Origin of the sequence: Dechloromonas sp. HYN0024 (assembly GCF_003441615.1) — a bacterium.
GTDB lineage: Bacteria > Pseudomonadota > Gammaproteobacteria > Burkholderiales > Rhodocyclaceae > Azonexus.
The window spans coordinates 1,580,449-1,593,409 of record NZ_CP031842.1; the positions used below are offsets into that span (position 1 = coordinate 1,580,449).

16 protein-coding genes are annotated in these 12,961 nt (G+C 60.6%); 9 read left to right on the plus strand and 7 right to left on the minus strand.

Annotation, left to right across the window (positions count from 1 at the left end; all coding sequences use genetic code 11):
* The first annotated feature begins 108 nt into the window (after positions 1-108).
* The 4 genes from glpK (at position 109) to HYN24_RS07560 (ending at position 5,091) form a co-directional block, all read left to right on the plus strand.
* Positions 109-1,617 (plus strand): glycerol kinase GlpK, encoded by a 1,509-nt coding sequence (glpK, locus tag HYN24_RS07545; RefSeq protein WP_117608675.1) that lies wholly within the window; start codon positions 109-111, stop codon positions 1,615-1,617.
* Positions 1,617-3,173, plus strand: coding sequence for a glycerol-3-phosphate dehydrogenase/oxidase (locus HYN24_RS07550; protein ID WP_117608676.1), 1,557 nt, complete (start codon positions 1,617-1,619; stop codon positions 3,171-3,173). Before glpK ends, HYN24_RS07550 begins: the two co-directional genes overlap by 1 nt.
* A gap of 245 nt (positions 3,174-3,418) precedes the next feature.
* Positions 3,419-4,396, plus strand: a complete 978-nt coding sequence (locus tag HYN24_RS07555) for a prepilin-type N-terminal cleavage/methylation domain-containing protein (protein WP_117608677.1) — start codon at positions 3,419-3,421, stop codon at positions 4,394-4,396.
* Positions 4,397-4,452: 56 nt separating this feature from the next.
* Positions 4,453-5,091, plus strand: a complete 639-nt coding sequence (locus tag HYN24_RS07560; RefSeq protein WP_162888657.1) for a type II secretion system protein — start codon at positions 4,453-4,455, stop codon at positions 5,089-5,091.
* 24 nt (positions 5,092-5,115) lie between these two features.
* Here HYN24_RS07560 and HYN24_RS07565 read toward each other — a convergent pair whose 3' ends face one another.
* Together HYN24_RS07565 and HYN24_RS07570 are read right to left on the minus strand one after the other, a co-directional pair.
* Positions 5,116-5,715, minus strand: a complete 600-nt coding sequence (locus HYN24_RS07565) for a DUF4202 domain-containing protein (RefSeq protein ID WP_117608679.1) — start codon at positions 5,713-5,715, stop codon at positions 5,116-5,118.
* Positions 5,716-5,808: 93 nt separating this feature from the next.
* Positions 5,809-6,549, minus strand: coding sequence for a 3-ketoacyl-ACP reductase (locus HYN24_RS07570; protein ID WP_117608680.1), 741 nt, complete (start codon positions 6,547-6,549; stop codon positions 5,809-5,811).
* Between the two features lie 141 nt (positions 6,550-6,690).
* Between HYN24_RS07570 and HYN24_RS07575 the strand changes: the two genes are divergently transcribed.
* The 3 genes from HYN24_RS07575 (at position 6,691) to HYN24_RS07585 (ending at position 9,167) form a co-directional block, all read left to right on the plus strand.
* On the plus strand, positions 6,691-8,139 hold the full coding sequence (locus tag HYN24_RS07575) for a 3'-5' exonuclease family protein (protein WP_240327755.1): 1,449 nt from the start codon (positions 6,691-6,693) through the stop codon (positions 8,137-8,139).
* Positions 8,140-8,367: 228 nt separating this feature from the next.
* Positions 8,368-8,808 (plus strand): CreA family protein, encoded by a 441-nt coding sequence (locus tag HYN24_RS07580; RefSeq protein WP_117608681.1) that lies wholly within the window; start codon positions 8,368-8,370, stop codon positions 8,806-8,808.
* Entirely contained in the window at positions 8,805-9,167 is a 363-nt protein-coding gene (locus tag HYN24_RS07585) for a cupin domain-containing protein (RefSeq protein ID WP_117608682.1), read from the plus strand. Before HYN24_RS07580 ends, HYN24_RS07585 begins: the two co-directional genes overlap by 4 nt.
* A gap of 8 nt (positions 9,168-9,175) precedes the next feature.
* Here HYN24_RS07585 and HYN24_RS07590 read toward each other — a convergent pair whose 3' ends face one another.
* Together HYN24_RS07590 and HYN24_RS07595 are read right to left on the minus strand one after the other, a co-directional pair.
* Positions 9,176-9,664, minus strand: coding sequence for a nucleoside 2-deoxyribosyltransferase (locus tag HYN24_RS07590; RefSeq protein ID WP_117608683.1), 489 nt, complete (start codon positions 9,662-9,664; stop codon positions 9,176-9,178).
* Positions 9,665-9,668: 4 nt separating this feature from the next.
* The gene (locus HYN24_RS07595; RefSeq protein WP_117610248.1) at positions 9,669-10,364 is read right to left on the minus strand and encodes a YecA family protein; all 696 of its coding nucleotides are present in this window, start codon (positions 10,362-10,364) and stop codon (positions 9,669-9,671) included.
* Positions 10,365-10,438: 74 nt separating this feature from the next.
* Between HYN24_RS07595 and msrB the strand changes: the two genes are divergently transcribed.
* Together msrB and HYN24_RS07605 are read left to right on the plus strand one after the other, a co-directional pair.
* Positions 10,439-10,834, plus strand: coding sequence for a peptide-methionine (R)-S-oxide reductase MsrB (msrB, locus tag HYN24_RS07600; RefSeq protein WP_205421463.1), 396 nt, complete (start codon positions 10,439-10,441; stop codon positions 10,832-10,834).
* Between the two features lie 16 nt (positions 10,835-10,850).
* Positions 10,851-12,059, plus strand: coding sequence for an MFS transporter (locus HYN24_RS07605; protein WP_117608684.1), 1,209 nt, complete (start codon positions 10,851-10,853; stop codon positions 12,057-12,059).
* A 210-nt stretch (positions 12,060-12,269) separates the two neighbouring features.
* On the opposite strand, the gene HYN24_RS07610 is transcribed toward HYN24_RS07605, so the two are convergent.
* The 3 genes from HYN24_RS07610 to HYN24_RS07620 are packed head-to-tail and all read right to left on the minus strand — an operon-like array spanning position 12,270 to position 12,953.
* Positions 12,270-12,527, minus strand: a complete 258-nt coding sequence (locus HYN24_RS07610; protein WP_117608685.1) for a hypothetical protein — start codon at positions 12,525-12,527, stop codon at positions 12,270-12,272.
* 4 nt (positions 12,528-12,531) lie between these two features.
* Positions 12,532-12,729, minus strand: coding sequence for a hypothetical protein (locus HYN24_RS07615; protein WP_117608686.1), 198 nt, complete (start codon positions 12,727-12,729; stop codon positions 12,532-12,534).
* A complete protein-coding gene (locus tag HYN24_RS07620) occupies positions 12,726-12,953 on the minus strand; it encodes a VF530 family DNA-binding protein (RefSeq protein ID WP_117608687.1) in 228 nt (75 codons plus the stop codon). Before HYN24_RS07620 ends, HYN24_RS07615 begins: the two co-directional genes overlap by 4 nt.
* Between the last annotated feature and the right edge of the window lie 8 nt (positions 12,954-12,961).

Below are 12,961 nucleotides of genomic sequence, written 5' to 3' on the forward strand. Positions count from 1 at the left end.
GGTGTGATTTGAGGTTAGGCGGAGAGGCCGGAATTATACCCGAGGTGGGGTGGCTGGCGCTTGGGATAGCCGGCTATACTGACTCAACAGCGCTTGCCGGAGTTGGCCATGGAAGCACGTCCCGACCAGTTCATCCTGGCCCTCGACCAGGGCACGACCAGCGCCCGCGCCATCCTGTTTGGCCGACAAGGCCAAATCCACGGCATTGCCCAGCAGGAAATCACCCAGTATTACCCGCAAACCGGCTGGGTCGAACATGACCCCGATGAAATCTGGCAGGCACAACTGGCCGTGGCGCGCGCTGTTCTGCGCGAGAACGGTGTGGCCGGCACGCAGATTGCCGCTGTCGGCATCACCAACCAGCGCGAAACAACCGTGCTCTGGGACCGGGCCAGCGGTCAGCCACTGCATCGTGCCATTGTCTGGCAGGACAGGCGAACCGCCGGAATCTGCGACGCACTGACGGCAACCGGCCATGCCGACCTGTTCCGCCAGCGCACGGGGCTTGTCCTTGATGCCTATTTTTCCGGTACCAAGCTGAAATGGCTGCTCGACCACATTCCCGGTGCCCGCAGCCGGGCTGAGCGCGGCGAACTGGCCTTCGGCACCATCGATAGCTGGCTGGCCTGGCAGCTGTCCGGCGGCCGCACCCATGTCACTGATCCATCGAATGCCTCGCGTACCCTGCTTTTCGACATCCACCGGCGGTGCTGGGATGAGGATTTGCTGGCGCTGCTCGATATTCCCGCCGCGTTGTTGCCTCGCATCGTCGACAGTAGCGGCCAGATTGCGATGGTGGACGCAGAATGGCTGGGTACCACCATTCCCCTCAGTGGCATGGCCGGCGACCAGCAGGCGGCGACGTTTGGGCAGGCCTGCCTTGAACACGGGATGGCGAAGAACACCTACGGTACCGGCTGCTTCCTGCTGATGAATACGGGCGATCGGCCAATGGCGTCGCAACATCGCCTGCTCACAACGGTAGGCTGGCAACGCCGGGGGCAAACTACTTATCTGCTCGAAGGCAGTGTTTTCATGGGCGGCGCCACCGTGCAATGGCTGCGCGACGGGCTCGGGCTAATTACCAGCGCCAATGAGATCGAAGCACTGGCCACCAGCGTGCCGGACAATGGCGGCGTTTATCTGGTTCCTGCGCACACCGGTCTTGGCGCGCCCTATTGGGACCCGTTTGCCCGTGGCACCCTGTTCGGCCTGAGCCGGGGCAGCACCCGCGCCCATATCGCCCGTGCCGCCCTCGAAGCCATCGCCTTCCAGAGTGCCGAAGTGCTGCAGGCGATGGAGCGTGACGCCGGCCAGCCGATGACGGAACTCCGTGTCGACGGTGGCGCAGCCCGTAACGATCTGCTCATGCAGTTTCAGGCCGATCTCCTCGGCGTGCCCGTAGTGCGGCCGAAAATTACCGAAACCACCGCCCTTGGCGCCGCCTACCTGGCCGGACTGGCAGTTGGTTTCTGGCAGGACGAGGCGGAACTGAGCGCGCTCTGGCAAGCCGAACGCCGCTTTGAGCCGTGCATGGCGAACGATCAACGCGCCGCACTCTTCGGTCAATGGCGCCGCGCCGTTCAGCGAACGCTCGGCTGGGCCAAGGGCGAATAATGGCTGCCCGTGAAGACGGCCTCGCCATCCTGCGTGATGGTCGCCCCTGGGATGTGCTGATTATCGGCGGCGGCGCCAGTGGCCTGGGCGCTGCAGTCGATTCGGCTGCCCGCGGCTACCGCACCCTGCTTGTCGAAGCCCGCGATTTTGCCTCCGGCACCTCGATGTGCAGCACCAAACTGATCCACGGCGGCGTCCGCTACCTGCGCCAGGGCGATATCGGCATGGTGCGCAACGCCCTCGCTGAACGCGCCTTCCTACTCAGGAACGCTCCCCACCTCGTGCACCCGTTACCGTTCATCATCCCGGCGTGGAACCGCATCGACCAACTGATGTACACCGTCGGCCTCAAACTCTACGACCTGCTGGCCGGCAGCCAAAATCTGGATGCCTCGTGCCACCTGAACCGCCCGGAAGTCATCGCCGCCCTGCCAGGTCTGCGCCGCCCCGGCCTATGCGGTGGCGTTCGCTACTGGGACGGCCAGTTTGACGATGCCCGGCTGGCCATTACGCTGATGCGCACGGCCACCGATCTCGGCGCCACCTGTCTGAATTACCTGCCGGTCACCCGCTTGACCAAGGCTGGCGGGCGGATGACCGGCGCGCTGGTGCGCGATGCGGAAAACGGTGAGGAATTTGAAGTCACCGCCCGTGCCGTCATCAACGCCACCGGGGTTCATGCCGACCGCCTGCGCCAACTGGACGAACCGGCCGCAGCGCCGCTACTCACCCCCAGCCAGGGAATACATCTGGTCTTCGATGCCGATTTCCTGCCCGGCCAGCAAGCCCTGATGATCCCGAAAACAGAAGACGGCCGGGTCATGTTTGCCATTCCCTGGCTGGGCAAGGTCTTGCTCGGCAGCACTGATACGCCGCGCCCCAACTTGCAGCAACTCAACGACCCGCAACCGCTGGCCGCCGAGATCGATTTTCTGCTCCGTACTGCCGCTGGCGTACTTACCCGTCCACCCACCCGTGCCGATATCCGCAGCGCCTTCGCCGGCCTGCGCCCGCTCATCCACCCTGACCACAATGACGAGAAAAACACCGCCGCCCTCTCCCGCGAACATGCCATCCTGGTCAGTCCCAGCGGCCTCATCACCGTCGCCGGCGGCAAATGGACGACCTACCGTCTGATGGCCGAACAGGTCATCGACCGGGCCGGGGCAGTCGCCAGTCTGCCCGCCGCCCATTGCCCGACCCGGTCCCTGAAACTGCACGGCTGCCCGGAAATACCGGCCAGCGACATCTACGGTACCGACGCCCCCTGGCTCGCCGCCCTGCCCGGCCACGACCGGAAACTGCATCCGGACCTGCCCTATACCGAGGCGATGGTCCGCTTCGCCATCCGCCACGAAGCGGCGCGCACGATAGACGACATCCTGGCCCGCCGGACGCGTGCGTTATTCCTCGATGCCGCCGCTGCCGAAACAGCCATAGATCGGATTGCCCAGATAGTCGTTGAAGAACTGGCACCACCACCGGAGCGGCTGGCAGCAATGGCCGTGGCAGCACGGCTGAGTTCCCGACATTTCAGGCGTGTGGCCATCGAGTAAGTTTTTTCACGGCGCTCTTGGCTGACGTGTAGCAACATTTGTTTACACTCTCGCCAACATTGAGACACCGCCGCCCTGACCATTCCGCTTTCCGCGAGCCCCCCGAAATACCTGATATTTACCGACGAACCGGACGCCTCGCCAGGCAGCCGGAAGGCCGGGAGAGAAGCGAACTTGGCCCAGGTTCGGCTATGATGTGATAACTATTATTCAGCATACGATCACAATTCGTCCGACCAGCCCCCATGAAACCGAGTCCGCACACTCAGCAAGGCTTTAGCCTGGTCGAACTGGCCGTCGTCATGGTCATCATCGGCATATTCATGACGCTGGGTCTCAAGGTTGCGATGTCGACCATGGACAACACGGCTTACAGCGTGACCAAGTCCAAGCAGGAATTGATCAAGACGGCGCTGATCGGATATCTCCGCACCTATGGGCGACTGCCCTGCCCGGACAATGCGGCGGGTGTCGCCACCGGAAGCGAGGCGGCAACGTGTTTTGCCTCTGCTGGCGAGGCCTACGGCATCGTCCCATGGCAAACACTCGGTATTCCGCGTGACGCCGTACTCGATGGATGGGGCAGCTTTTTTAGCTACCGCGTAGCCAATGGCACAGGAACCTCAAAAAACTGGACCGCTAAGGTGTCTGCGACTACCGACCTCACGGTCAATGAACTGAAGATGCCGACTGCCGCATTGAGCATTCAGGAACTCAATGCCGCTGGTGATGCCTACGCCGCCGCACCGACGACCACCAGCGCCGTGGTCGTCATTCTGTCGCATGGCAAGAATGGCTTCGGGGCCAAGACGACCAAAGTCGGTGACCGGATGCCAGTCAGCGATGCCGGCGCCGACGAGACCACCAACGCCAGCGGTGGCACCGCACTGTTTGTATTGCGTCCGAGCAATGACAGCGCGAGTGCCTTTGGCGGCGCCTATGACGACCTGGTGGCTTACCTGTCACCGCAAGACCTCCTGCAACCGCTTATCAATGAGGGCAGCCTGCGGGCTTGCCTAGCCTATTGCACCTCTTCCAATTCATCTGTCTGTGCGGGTGGAACCGGAACGTGCTCATGTGCCGCAGTTGGCGTCGCCGGCATCCCAAGTGGTGCGTCACCATGCAGCGGAACTTGTGGAACATGTATGGCATCCCCAGCACTTGCCGGCTGCGTCCCCGTTGGTCCACTCCCGGTGGGCGCCACACCAACCAGCTGCCTGTGAACCACCATGAAGAAAAATCAGCACATGCCCTCTGTCTCCCCATGCGCTACGCCACAATGAACCGAAAATCAGCCAGACAAAGGGGATTCACCCTGGCCGAACTGGCCATTGTGATCACCATCCTCGGCCTGCTGATCGTTGGCGTACTCAAAGGCCAATCGCTGATCGGCGGGGCCAAGGCCAAGGACGTCATCGCCATCGTTGGTGATCTGCGCACGGCGATCGGCGGGTTCAAGGACCGCTACAAATATCTGCCCGGCGACTGGCCATTTTCGGCCGGTGAAATTCAGGGCGTGACGGCCGGGGCCAGTGTCGGCACCGCTGGCAACGGCATCATCGAAGGGGCGATCAGCGCAGCCGGCAAGGCCGAAGCCGATTCTGAGGTGGCCTTGCTGCCGTGGCAACTGTATAGCGGTAGTTTCCTGTCGAAAATCAACCGCAGTGATCCATTAAGCCTGATCGCCACGTCCTTCGGGCCAGTTCATGTCGTATCGAAATCAACGGCCAATGGGCTGGTTTCAGGCTTTTCCGCAGCTAACCCGGCAGCGCGTAACGCCATTGTTTTCTCGGCCTTGCCGTGTGAGCTGGCCGGCGAAGTGGATGCCAGCATCGATGACGGCAATCTCGCGTCCGGGCGGGCGCTCGGTGCTACCTGCGCTAACGGCACGACTAGCTGGTATGCCGTCGCCCTCTAGCCAGCCGGCAAAACGACTCAGCCATCACCCCTCGGCTACCGCCTTCAATATCAAGGGCACTAAGGCCTCCGGCAACTTGATCCCGCCACTCGTCGCAAAGGCATGTGCCTCGCCGGACATTTTCTTCCATGTCTTGCGGATGATCCCAAGCCATTTTTCTTCACTGTAATCGGCGTGCTGGCTGGCAAAGCCGAGCATGTAATGCTCGATGAAAACCAGGCTGCTGACATCCTCCACCAGCTGCGTATCGGGGTGGGTCTTGATGCCCTGCTTGCCGACTGCCGCCTTGACCGACTCAATCATCATTTCGTCGTAACCAGCCTGTCGCATCAACGCACCGGCCGTTTCGGCGTGAAAACGATATAACCCGGTGCGCCAGGCAAAGTAGCCGGGTTTGCCGAGCGGATAGTTGCTGCGCGGCACCGTCCATCGTTGAATGTGCTGGGCGCGCACGGCCAGTTGGGCAACTTCGCTGGCCTGCGGGGCGAAGCGGCTGAGCATGTCGGTCATGCGCCGGGCGTACAGCAACTCCTTCGGCAGCCCTTCATCGAGATTGGGGTCTTGCCCGTTGGCGGCGTCAAACAGGGCGATGGTGGCGTTGAAGCGTTGCGGATCGGCGATCATTGAATCTCATGGGGAAGCAGGATTAGACGGACGAAAAAAAGCCCTGTGCATGTTACAGGGCTTTTTCTTTCCAGCTTGAACCAGCGATGAGCCTCAGCCCATGTGGTTGCCGCCATTACAGGCAAAATTGGCGCCGGTGGTGAAACCGGATTGCTGCGAAGCCAGCCAGGAAACGATGGAAGCAATTTCTTCCGGCTCGCCAAGGCGCTTGACGGGAATGGTAGCCACGATCTTTTCCAGCACATCTTCGCGAATCGCCCGCACCATCTCGGTACCGACATAACCCGGCGACACGGTATTGACGGTGACGCCCTTGGCAGCAACTTCCTGGGCCAGCGCCATGGTGAAGCCGTGCATGCCGGCCTTGGCCGTGGAGTAGTTGGTCTGACCGAACTGGCCGCGCTGACCGTTCATCGATGAAATGTTGATGATCCGGCCCCAGCCGCGATCGAGCATGCCATCGACCACCTGCTTGGTGACGAAGAACAGCGAATTCAAATTGGTGTCGATGACGGCTTTCCAGTCATCGAGGCTCATTCTCCGGAACTGGCCATCTTTGGTGATACCGGCGTTATTGACCAGCACGTCGATTTCGCCGACTTCGGCCTTGACCTTGTCAAAGGCAGCCTTGGTGCTGTCCCAGTCGGAGACGTTGCCTTCCGAGGCGATGAAGTCGAAGCCGAGGGCTTTCTGCTCGGCCAGCCAGCGATCCTTGCGCGGCGAATTGGGGCCGCAACCGGCCACCACGGTGTAGCCATCCTGGGCAAGACGCTGGCAAATAGAGGTTCCGATGCCACCCATGCCACCGGTTACGTATGCAACTTTTTTGCTCATTGATCCCTCTCCTCTGCTGTGATTATGAATTACGGGGATGTAACTATACTCATAATTACGCAATGATGGATAGCTTTATCCATACATAATTTCGGAAAAACAGGTCGGAAAAATTGCCGGGACGTGGCATAGCAGTGCAACTTGATACGTCTCGAACCAGCCGCCGAAACCGGCTATCATCGCGCAGCCCAAATATCCCTTGCCGCCATGCGCCCACTTGCCTTCGTCGACCTTGAAACAACCGGCGCCACTGCCACTCATGACCGCATCACCGAAATCGGCATTGTCGAGGTCGATGCCGATGGCAGCGTGCGCGAATGGCAGCAACTGGTCAATCCGGGTATGCCGATACCCCCTTTCATCGAGCAGTTGACCGGCATCAGCAATGACATGGTGGCTGACGCTCCGCCGTTCGCGGCGGTTGCTTGTGAAGCCATGAAGCGGCTCGAAGGGCGCTTGTTCATCGCCCACAATGCGCGCTTTGACTACGGCTTCTTAAAAAGCGAATTCAAACGCTTGGGCATCACTTTTCGCGCCTCGGTGCTGTGTACCGTCAAGCTGTCGCGCGCGCTTTACCCGGAGCACAAGCGCCACAACCTCGACAGCCTGATCGAACGCCACGCCCTCCAGGCGGAAGCCCGGCACCGTGCACTGGCTGACGCCCAACTGATTCATCAATTCTGGCAGAAAGTTCATGCCGCCCGCAGCAGTGCCGACATCGCGGCCGCGCTCATGGCCCAGAATGCCAATCCCAGCCTGCCGCCCCATCTCGACGGCAGCGTCGTAGACGAACTGCCGGAAACAACCGGCGTCTACCTGTTCTACGGTGAAAACAGCTTGCCGCTCTACATTGGCAAGGCGAAAGACATCCGCCAGCGCGTGCTGGCGCATTTCGCCGGTGATCACAGTGCCGCAAAAGAGATGGAACTGGCGCAACAGGTCAGGCGCATCGACTGGGTAGAAACGGCTGGCGAAATCGGTGCCCTGCTCAGGGAGGCCGACCTGGTAAAAACCTTGCAGCCGATTCACAACCGCCAGTTGCGCAAGAACGACGAGGCCTGCACCTGGCTTCTCGTAGACGAAGGCGAAGGCTGGATGCGGCCACAACTCACAGCCCTGGCTGATCTCGACAGCGGACTGAGCAGTGCCTGCTACGGCCTGTTCAAGAGTACCAAGGAGGCGACCAATGCGCTGCGCGCCCTGGCTGAATCGCACAACCTCTGCGATATCCTGCTCGGTCTGGAAAAAGCCAAACCCGGCAAACCCTGCTTCGGCCACCAGCTGCGCCGCTGCAAGGGGGCCTGCATCGGCAACGAGCCCCATGCCAGGCACACGGCTCGTCTGATCGCTGCCCTGGTTGGCCTGAAACTGGTTGCCTGGCCATTCAACGGCCCGGCGTTGATACGAGAAGGCGAAGAAGCACACCTCGTCGACGGCTGGCGCTATCTCGGCACGGCCCACTCGGATGAGGAACTCGATGCCCTGCTCGACAGCCCCCGCCCGCCCTTCGACCGCGACAGCTACAAAATCCTCAGCAAATACGTTGGCAAGCTGACGCCATTGCCGCATCGGGCCGGTGTCACCCGCTAAGGCGAAGCGTGGCACACTGGCCGTTTCCTAAATCAACACGTCCACGATGAAACTCTGCCACCTTCCCGCCGAATTGGCGCTTGACTATCCGATGACGCTCGACCGCCACCCCGAGTTTATTAATAAATTGCTGGCCGAAAGCCGCCGCAAGGGTAGCGAATTTCTCACCCAACTGGCCCGGAAAAAATCATGAAATCTCCTCACAGGCACTCATTTTCGCAACTTTTCATGGTGTTCGCGGCGGCTCTTGCCCTGCCCGCCACAGCCGAAGAAATCGGCTGCGCCACCACCACCTGGAAGCTGATCGGCGCCAATCACCGGGTCTGCGTTTATGCCTACGACGACCCGAAAGTCTCCGGCGTTGCCTGCCATGTCAGCCAGGCCCGCACCGGCGGCGTCAAGGGCAGCCTCGGGTTGGCAGAAGATCCGTCGCAGTTCTCCATCGCCTGCCGCCAGATCGGGCCGATCGCGCTGCCGGGCAAACTGCCCACTGATGAAGTGGTGTTCAGTGAAGACACCTCGATTTTCTTCAAGGAAACGAATGTCCATCGCTTTTACGACCAGAAGCGGAACGTCCTGATTTACATGGCGATCAGCCGCAAGATTATCGAAGGCGCACCGGCCAACTCGATCTCGACCGTGCCGATCCAGCCCTGGGATGGCAAATGACGCTGAAAACAGTGCGTAACGAGACTATCCCGTATATCACCAAGGACGGCTCGGAAATCCGTGAACTGCTGCATCCGGCCCAGCACGCGGTGCGCCATCAGAGTCTTGCAGAAGCGGTCATCCCGCCCGGCACAAAAACCTTGCTACATCGACATGGCGTAACCGAAGAGATTTACCACGTCACTCGTGGTGCCGGGCGCATGACCCTGGCTGCGGAAACCTTTGTCATTGCCCCCGGCGACAGCATCCCGATCCCGCCGGGCAGCGCGCACTGCGTTGAAAACACCGGGGCCGAAGCGCTGCACATTCTCTGCTGCTGTGCCCCGGCCTATTCTCACGAAGATACCGAATTGCTTTAGTTGGTGCCTTACTGACCGGGCCCGGCCAATACCTGTAGGGCTTCCGGCAAGCCACCGACGACAACGGTTGTGGGTACGGCGAGCATCAGGTTGAGCGGCAGGCCAAAATCCTCGACATACAAGCCGTCACGGTCCACTGGCCGGCCTTCCCGATGATCAAGGGCGACGCCAGAAACCCTGGCCACGCGTTGCGATATCGATTCGTCCCGTTCGAGGTAAGCAATCACCGGTTTGTTCAGAGCCAGCGCATAGCCGATCTCGACACAGGTACCGGAATCCGGCTCGCAACCGCGAAACGGATTGAGGTTCGCCAGCACGGCATCAGCCGAGCGGATCAAGGCGATATTGGCGTCGTAGATGCCGAGCGCCGTCGTTTCAACCCCATCCAGTGGAATCAGGGCCTGATGTCCGGCGGCAGCGCATAGCCGACGTGCTTCGTCGGCCCACTGCGCGGCATCCGGGCGAAATACGTCGGGACCAGCCAGATAGAGCTTCAAAGGCTCAGTTCAGCTTTTCCGGGCTGCCACAACATTGCTTGAATTTCTTGCCGCTACCGCAGGGGCATGGGTCATTGCGTCCAGCCTTGTCACCGTCGCGCTGCACTGTGCCGCCGGTCCGCTTGTTGCGCCAGAAGTTATACAGCGTCTGCACGATGACCGGCAGGTTTTCCTGAATCTCGGCGACCAGACGGGCCTCTTCGGCGGGTGGAAACCAGCGTTCGCCGCTTTTTTCGGCATCTTCCTTGAGCATGCCGTTAAGCAGGAACATCGGTTCGAGCAGCTCAGACAGGTCATCGGCGTGCTTACCTGCCAGTTCATACCAGTCACCGGCCAGACCGGCACCGAAAACATAGGAATCGGCCCAGGCGGCGTAGTCGTACTCTTCGCAGCTTTCATCAAGCGGATAGAGCACCGGGGCGATGGTTTCGTCAGCCAGAAGCGAGGCCGCGAGATCGTTGTTGAGACGCATGAGCAGTTCGAGCGCCGCTTCGACATCAGCATTGCCGCCAGCTTCGAGCCCCTTGCCCAATGCTTCGACCAGCCAGATGGCGGGCGCGACAGGTTCGGGCGCGCTGACGACGGCACAGAGCATGGCCTGGATTTCGTCGAGGCGCATCGCCTCGCCTGCGAAAACCTCAGCTTCAAGGAGTTCTTCAAGCCGGTCAAGATCGGCGTCGGTCAATGGATTGGGGTTCATTTGCGTTATCCTCCGGAATGATTGAATTCTAGCCCAAATTGCCAGTCAGACCGGGCCCCCTCCCGGAGCAAATCATGCCAAAAATCGAAAAAACCGACGCCGAATGGCGTACCCAGCTCGATGAAACCCAGTATCGCGTCACCCGCCAGAAAGGCACAGAACGCGCCTTCACCGGTTGCTACTGGGACAGCCACGAAGATGGCACCTACCGCTGCATCTGCTGCGACGCGCCGCTCTTTCGCTCGGAAGCCAAGTTCGACTCTGGCTGCGGCTGGCCGAGCTTCCATACGCCCAACGATGCTACGCTGATCGATGAGCACATCGACCGCAGCGTCGGCATGATCCGCACCGAAGTCACCTGCCACGACTGCGGCGCGCACCTCGGTCACGTTTTCGACGATGGCCCGGCACCAACCGGGCTGCGCTACTGCATCAACTCGGCCTCGCTCAAGCTCGCACAAGACAAATAAGGCCTAGTTGCACCCGATGACTGCCACTGCCTTACCCGATGCCCCACGCAGCGATATCGAAGTGATATCGCTGATTGGATTTGTGCACGGCGTTTCACATTTTTTCCAGCTCCTGCTGCCAACCCTCTTTCCCTGGTTGATGCAGGATTTCAATCTGAGCTTCACCGCCATCGGCATGACGACAACCGTCTTCTTTGTCATTTCCGGGCTTGGTCAGGCCGTGTCGGGGTTTCTCGTCGACCGTTTCGGAGCCGTGCGGGTACTCGGGGGCGGCATCGCCTGTTTTGCGCTGGCCGGACTCGTTCTCCATTTCGCCAGCGGTTATCCGATGCTGATCGCCGTCGCCATCATCGCCGGACTGGGCAACAGCATTTTCCATCCGGCTGATTTCACCATTCTCAACCACCGCGTATCGCAACCCAGGCTCGGTCACGCCTTTGCGGTTCACGGCCTCTCCGGGAACCTTGGCTGGGCAGCTGCCCCCATCTTCATGACCGGCATTGCCACCACCGCCGGATGGCAGACTGCCGCACTCGCCGCCAGCCTCGTTGCCATCGCCGCCATGATCCTGCTCTTCTGGCGCCGCGAAACCATCAACGAAGCGCACGACCATCGAGCCGCCGCCAGCAATGATGCACCATCGCCAACCTTCGCCTTCCTCGGCTCACGTGCCGTCTGGCTGTGTTTCCTTTTCTTTCTGTTCATCACCGCCGCCTTCGGCGCCATCCAGAACTTCGCCAGTCCCATTTTGCAGGCGGTATACGCGTTGTCGCTGACCACAGCGGCTCTGGCCCTGTCGACATACATGGTCGGCGCTGCCGCCGGCATCGTGCTCGGCGGCTTCCTCGCCCAGAAGAATGTGCACGAACACCTGATCGCCGGGGCGCTCGGTGTCGCCGCCCTGCTCGCCATTCTCCTCGCCAGCAGCATGTTGCCGGCCTGGGCCATCCTTCCACTAATGGGTGGCATTGGCTTTTGCACCGGCATTGCCGGGCCGTCACGCGACCTGCTGGTGCGCAAGGCAGCCACGGCCCGCTTTGGCAAATCGGCCTACGGCCGCGTCTACGGTTTTGTCTATTCTGGCCTTGACCTCGGCCTCGCCCTGGCCCCCGTCATTTTTGGCAGCCTGATGGATGGCCGTCGCATCAGCGAAGTGCTGGTCGGCATCGCCATCCTGCAGACGCTGGCCATTTTCTCGGCACTACGCGTCGGCAAGGCGGTTTAGGACACAGCACCCGGCACGGTGTTTTCCTCCCGCACCAACGGCAGTAACTTTATTCGGTGGGCAGACCAAGCCCTGATGTACCGGTCTTTTAGCGGTTACCCAAAATCACCTGAAATCTGACTGCCTTGGACGTCCCTGTACGGCAGCCTCGATGCGCCATTGGAGAGGGTAGAACACTGGCTGATGGGAACCGCGCCACCAATACGCCGGCTATTTCTTCCTGACCAGCTGCTTGGCGAAGGCGGCATCGTTCTTGGTAACGCGCTTCACTTTTTGCGGCCCGGTGGCATCGACAAAACGGACAAAATCGTCGAGTGCCAGCGCCTCAGAGACATCCCTGTCGACACTATCCACCCGTTCACGTAGCAGGAACAGGCTGTTATTGGTCATCACCATCAGGTAATGGCGCAATCCCTCGCTGCGCTGGTTGAGGCGCGCTACCGCTGCCGTGGCACGGGTTGAGCGCATCCGCTTATTTGTACTTCTTGAAAACAGCCTTGGCGTCGAGATGGGCGCGATCGAGGGTACAGATCGACTCATCGTCGTCATGGCCGGTGAAAAAATCGTCGGCCTGGGCGCGCATCACCATCTTGATCGCGGCATTGTCGTCAATATCGTATTTTTCGGTGATCAGGGTGGTTACTTCGTCGAGGTGTTCTTCGTAGGTCATGGCAAGTCAAATTCAGTGGAAATATAGAGTTCTTCCAGCTTGGCCCTGGCCCACGGAGTGCGGCGAAGGAATTTCAGGCTGGAGGCGATACTGGGGTCAAGGTTGAAGCACCGGATGTCGATGATCTGCCCGAGTTCAGCCCAGCCGTAGCGTGCAACCAGACGCGTCAGGATGGTTTCCAGGGTCAGGCCGTGCAGCGGATTGTTGGCTTGTTTTTCGGACATGGGGCAAG

Bases quoted from the DNA above. Each gene is read 5' to 3' on its own strand.
- glpK (WP_117608675.1), top strand. From the start codon at position 109: ATGGAAGCACGTCCCGACCAGTTCATCCTGGCCCTCGACCAGGGCACG.
- HYN24_RS07550 (WP_117608676.1), top strand. From the start codon at position 1,617: ATGGCTGCCCGTGAAGACGGCCTCGCCATCCTGCGTGATGGTCGCCCC.
- HYN24_RS07555 (WP_117608677.1), top strand. From the start codon at position 3,419: ATGAAACCGAGTCCGCACACTCAGCAAGGCTTTAGCCTGGTCGAACTG.
- HYN24_RS07560 (WP_162888657.1), top strand. From the start codon at position 4,453: ATGAACCGAAAATCAGCCAGACAAAGGGGATTCACCCTGGCCGAACTG.
- HYN24_RS07565 (WP_117608679.1), bottom strand. From the start codon at position 5,715: ATGATCGCCGATCCGCAACGCTTCAACGCCACCATCGCCCTGTTTGAC.
- HYN24_RS07570 (WP_117608680.1), bottom strand. From the start codon at position 6,549: ATGAGCAAAAAAGTTGCATACGTAACCGGTGGCATGGGTGGCATCGGA.
- HYN24_RS07580 (WP_117608681.1), top strand. From the start codon at position 8,368: ATGGTGTTCGCGGCGGCTCTTGCCCTGCCCGCCACAGCCGAAGAAATC.
- HYN24_RS07585 (WP_117608682.1), top strand. From the start codon at position 8,805: ATGACGCTGAAAACAGTGCGTAACGAGACTATCCCGTATATCACCAAG.
- HYN24_RS07595 (WP_117610248.1), bottom strand. From the start codon at position 10,364: ATGAACCCCAATCCATTGACCGACGCCGATCTTGACCGGCTTGAAGAA.
- msrB (WP_205421463.1), top strand. From the start codon at position 10,439: ATGCCAAAAATCGAAAAAACCGACGCCGAATGGCGTACCCAGCTCGAT.
- HYN24_RS07605 (WP_117608684.1), top strand. From the start codon at position 10,851: ATGACTGCCACTGCCTTACCCGATGCCCCACGCAGCGATATCGAAGTG.
- HYN24_RS07610 (WP_117608685.1), bottom strand. From the start codon at position 12,527: ATGCGCTCAACCCGTGCCACGGCAGCGGTAGCGCGCCTCAACCAGCGC.
- HYN24_RS07615 (WP_117608686.1), bottom strand. From the start codon at position 12,729: ATGACCTACGAAGAACACCTCGACGAAGTAACCACCCTGATCACCGAA.
- HYN24_RS07620 (WP_117608687.1), bottom strand. From the start codon at position 12,953: ATGTCCGAAAAACAAGCCAACAATCCGCTGCACGGCCTGACCCTGGAA.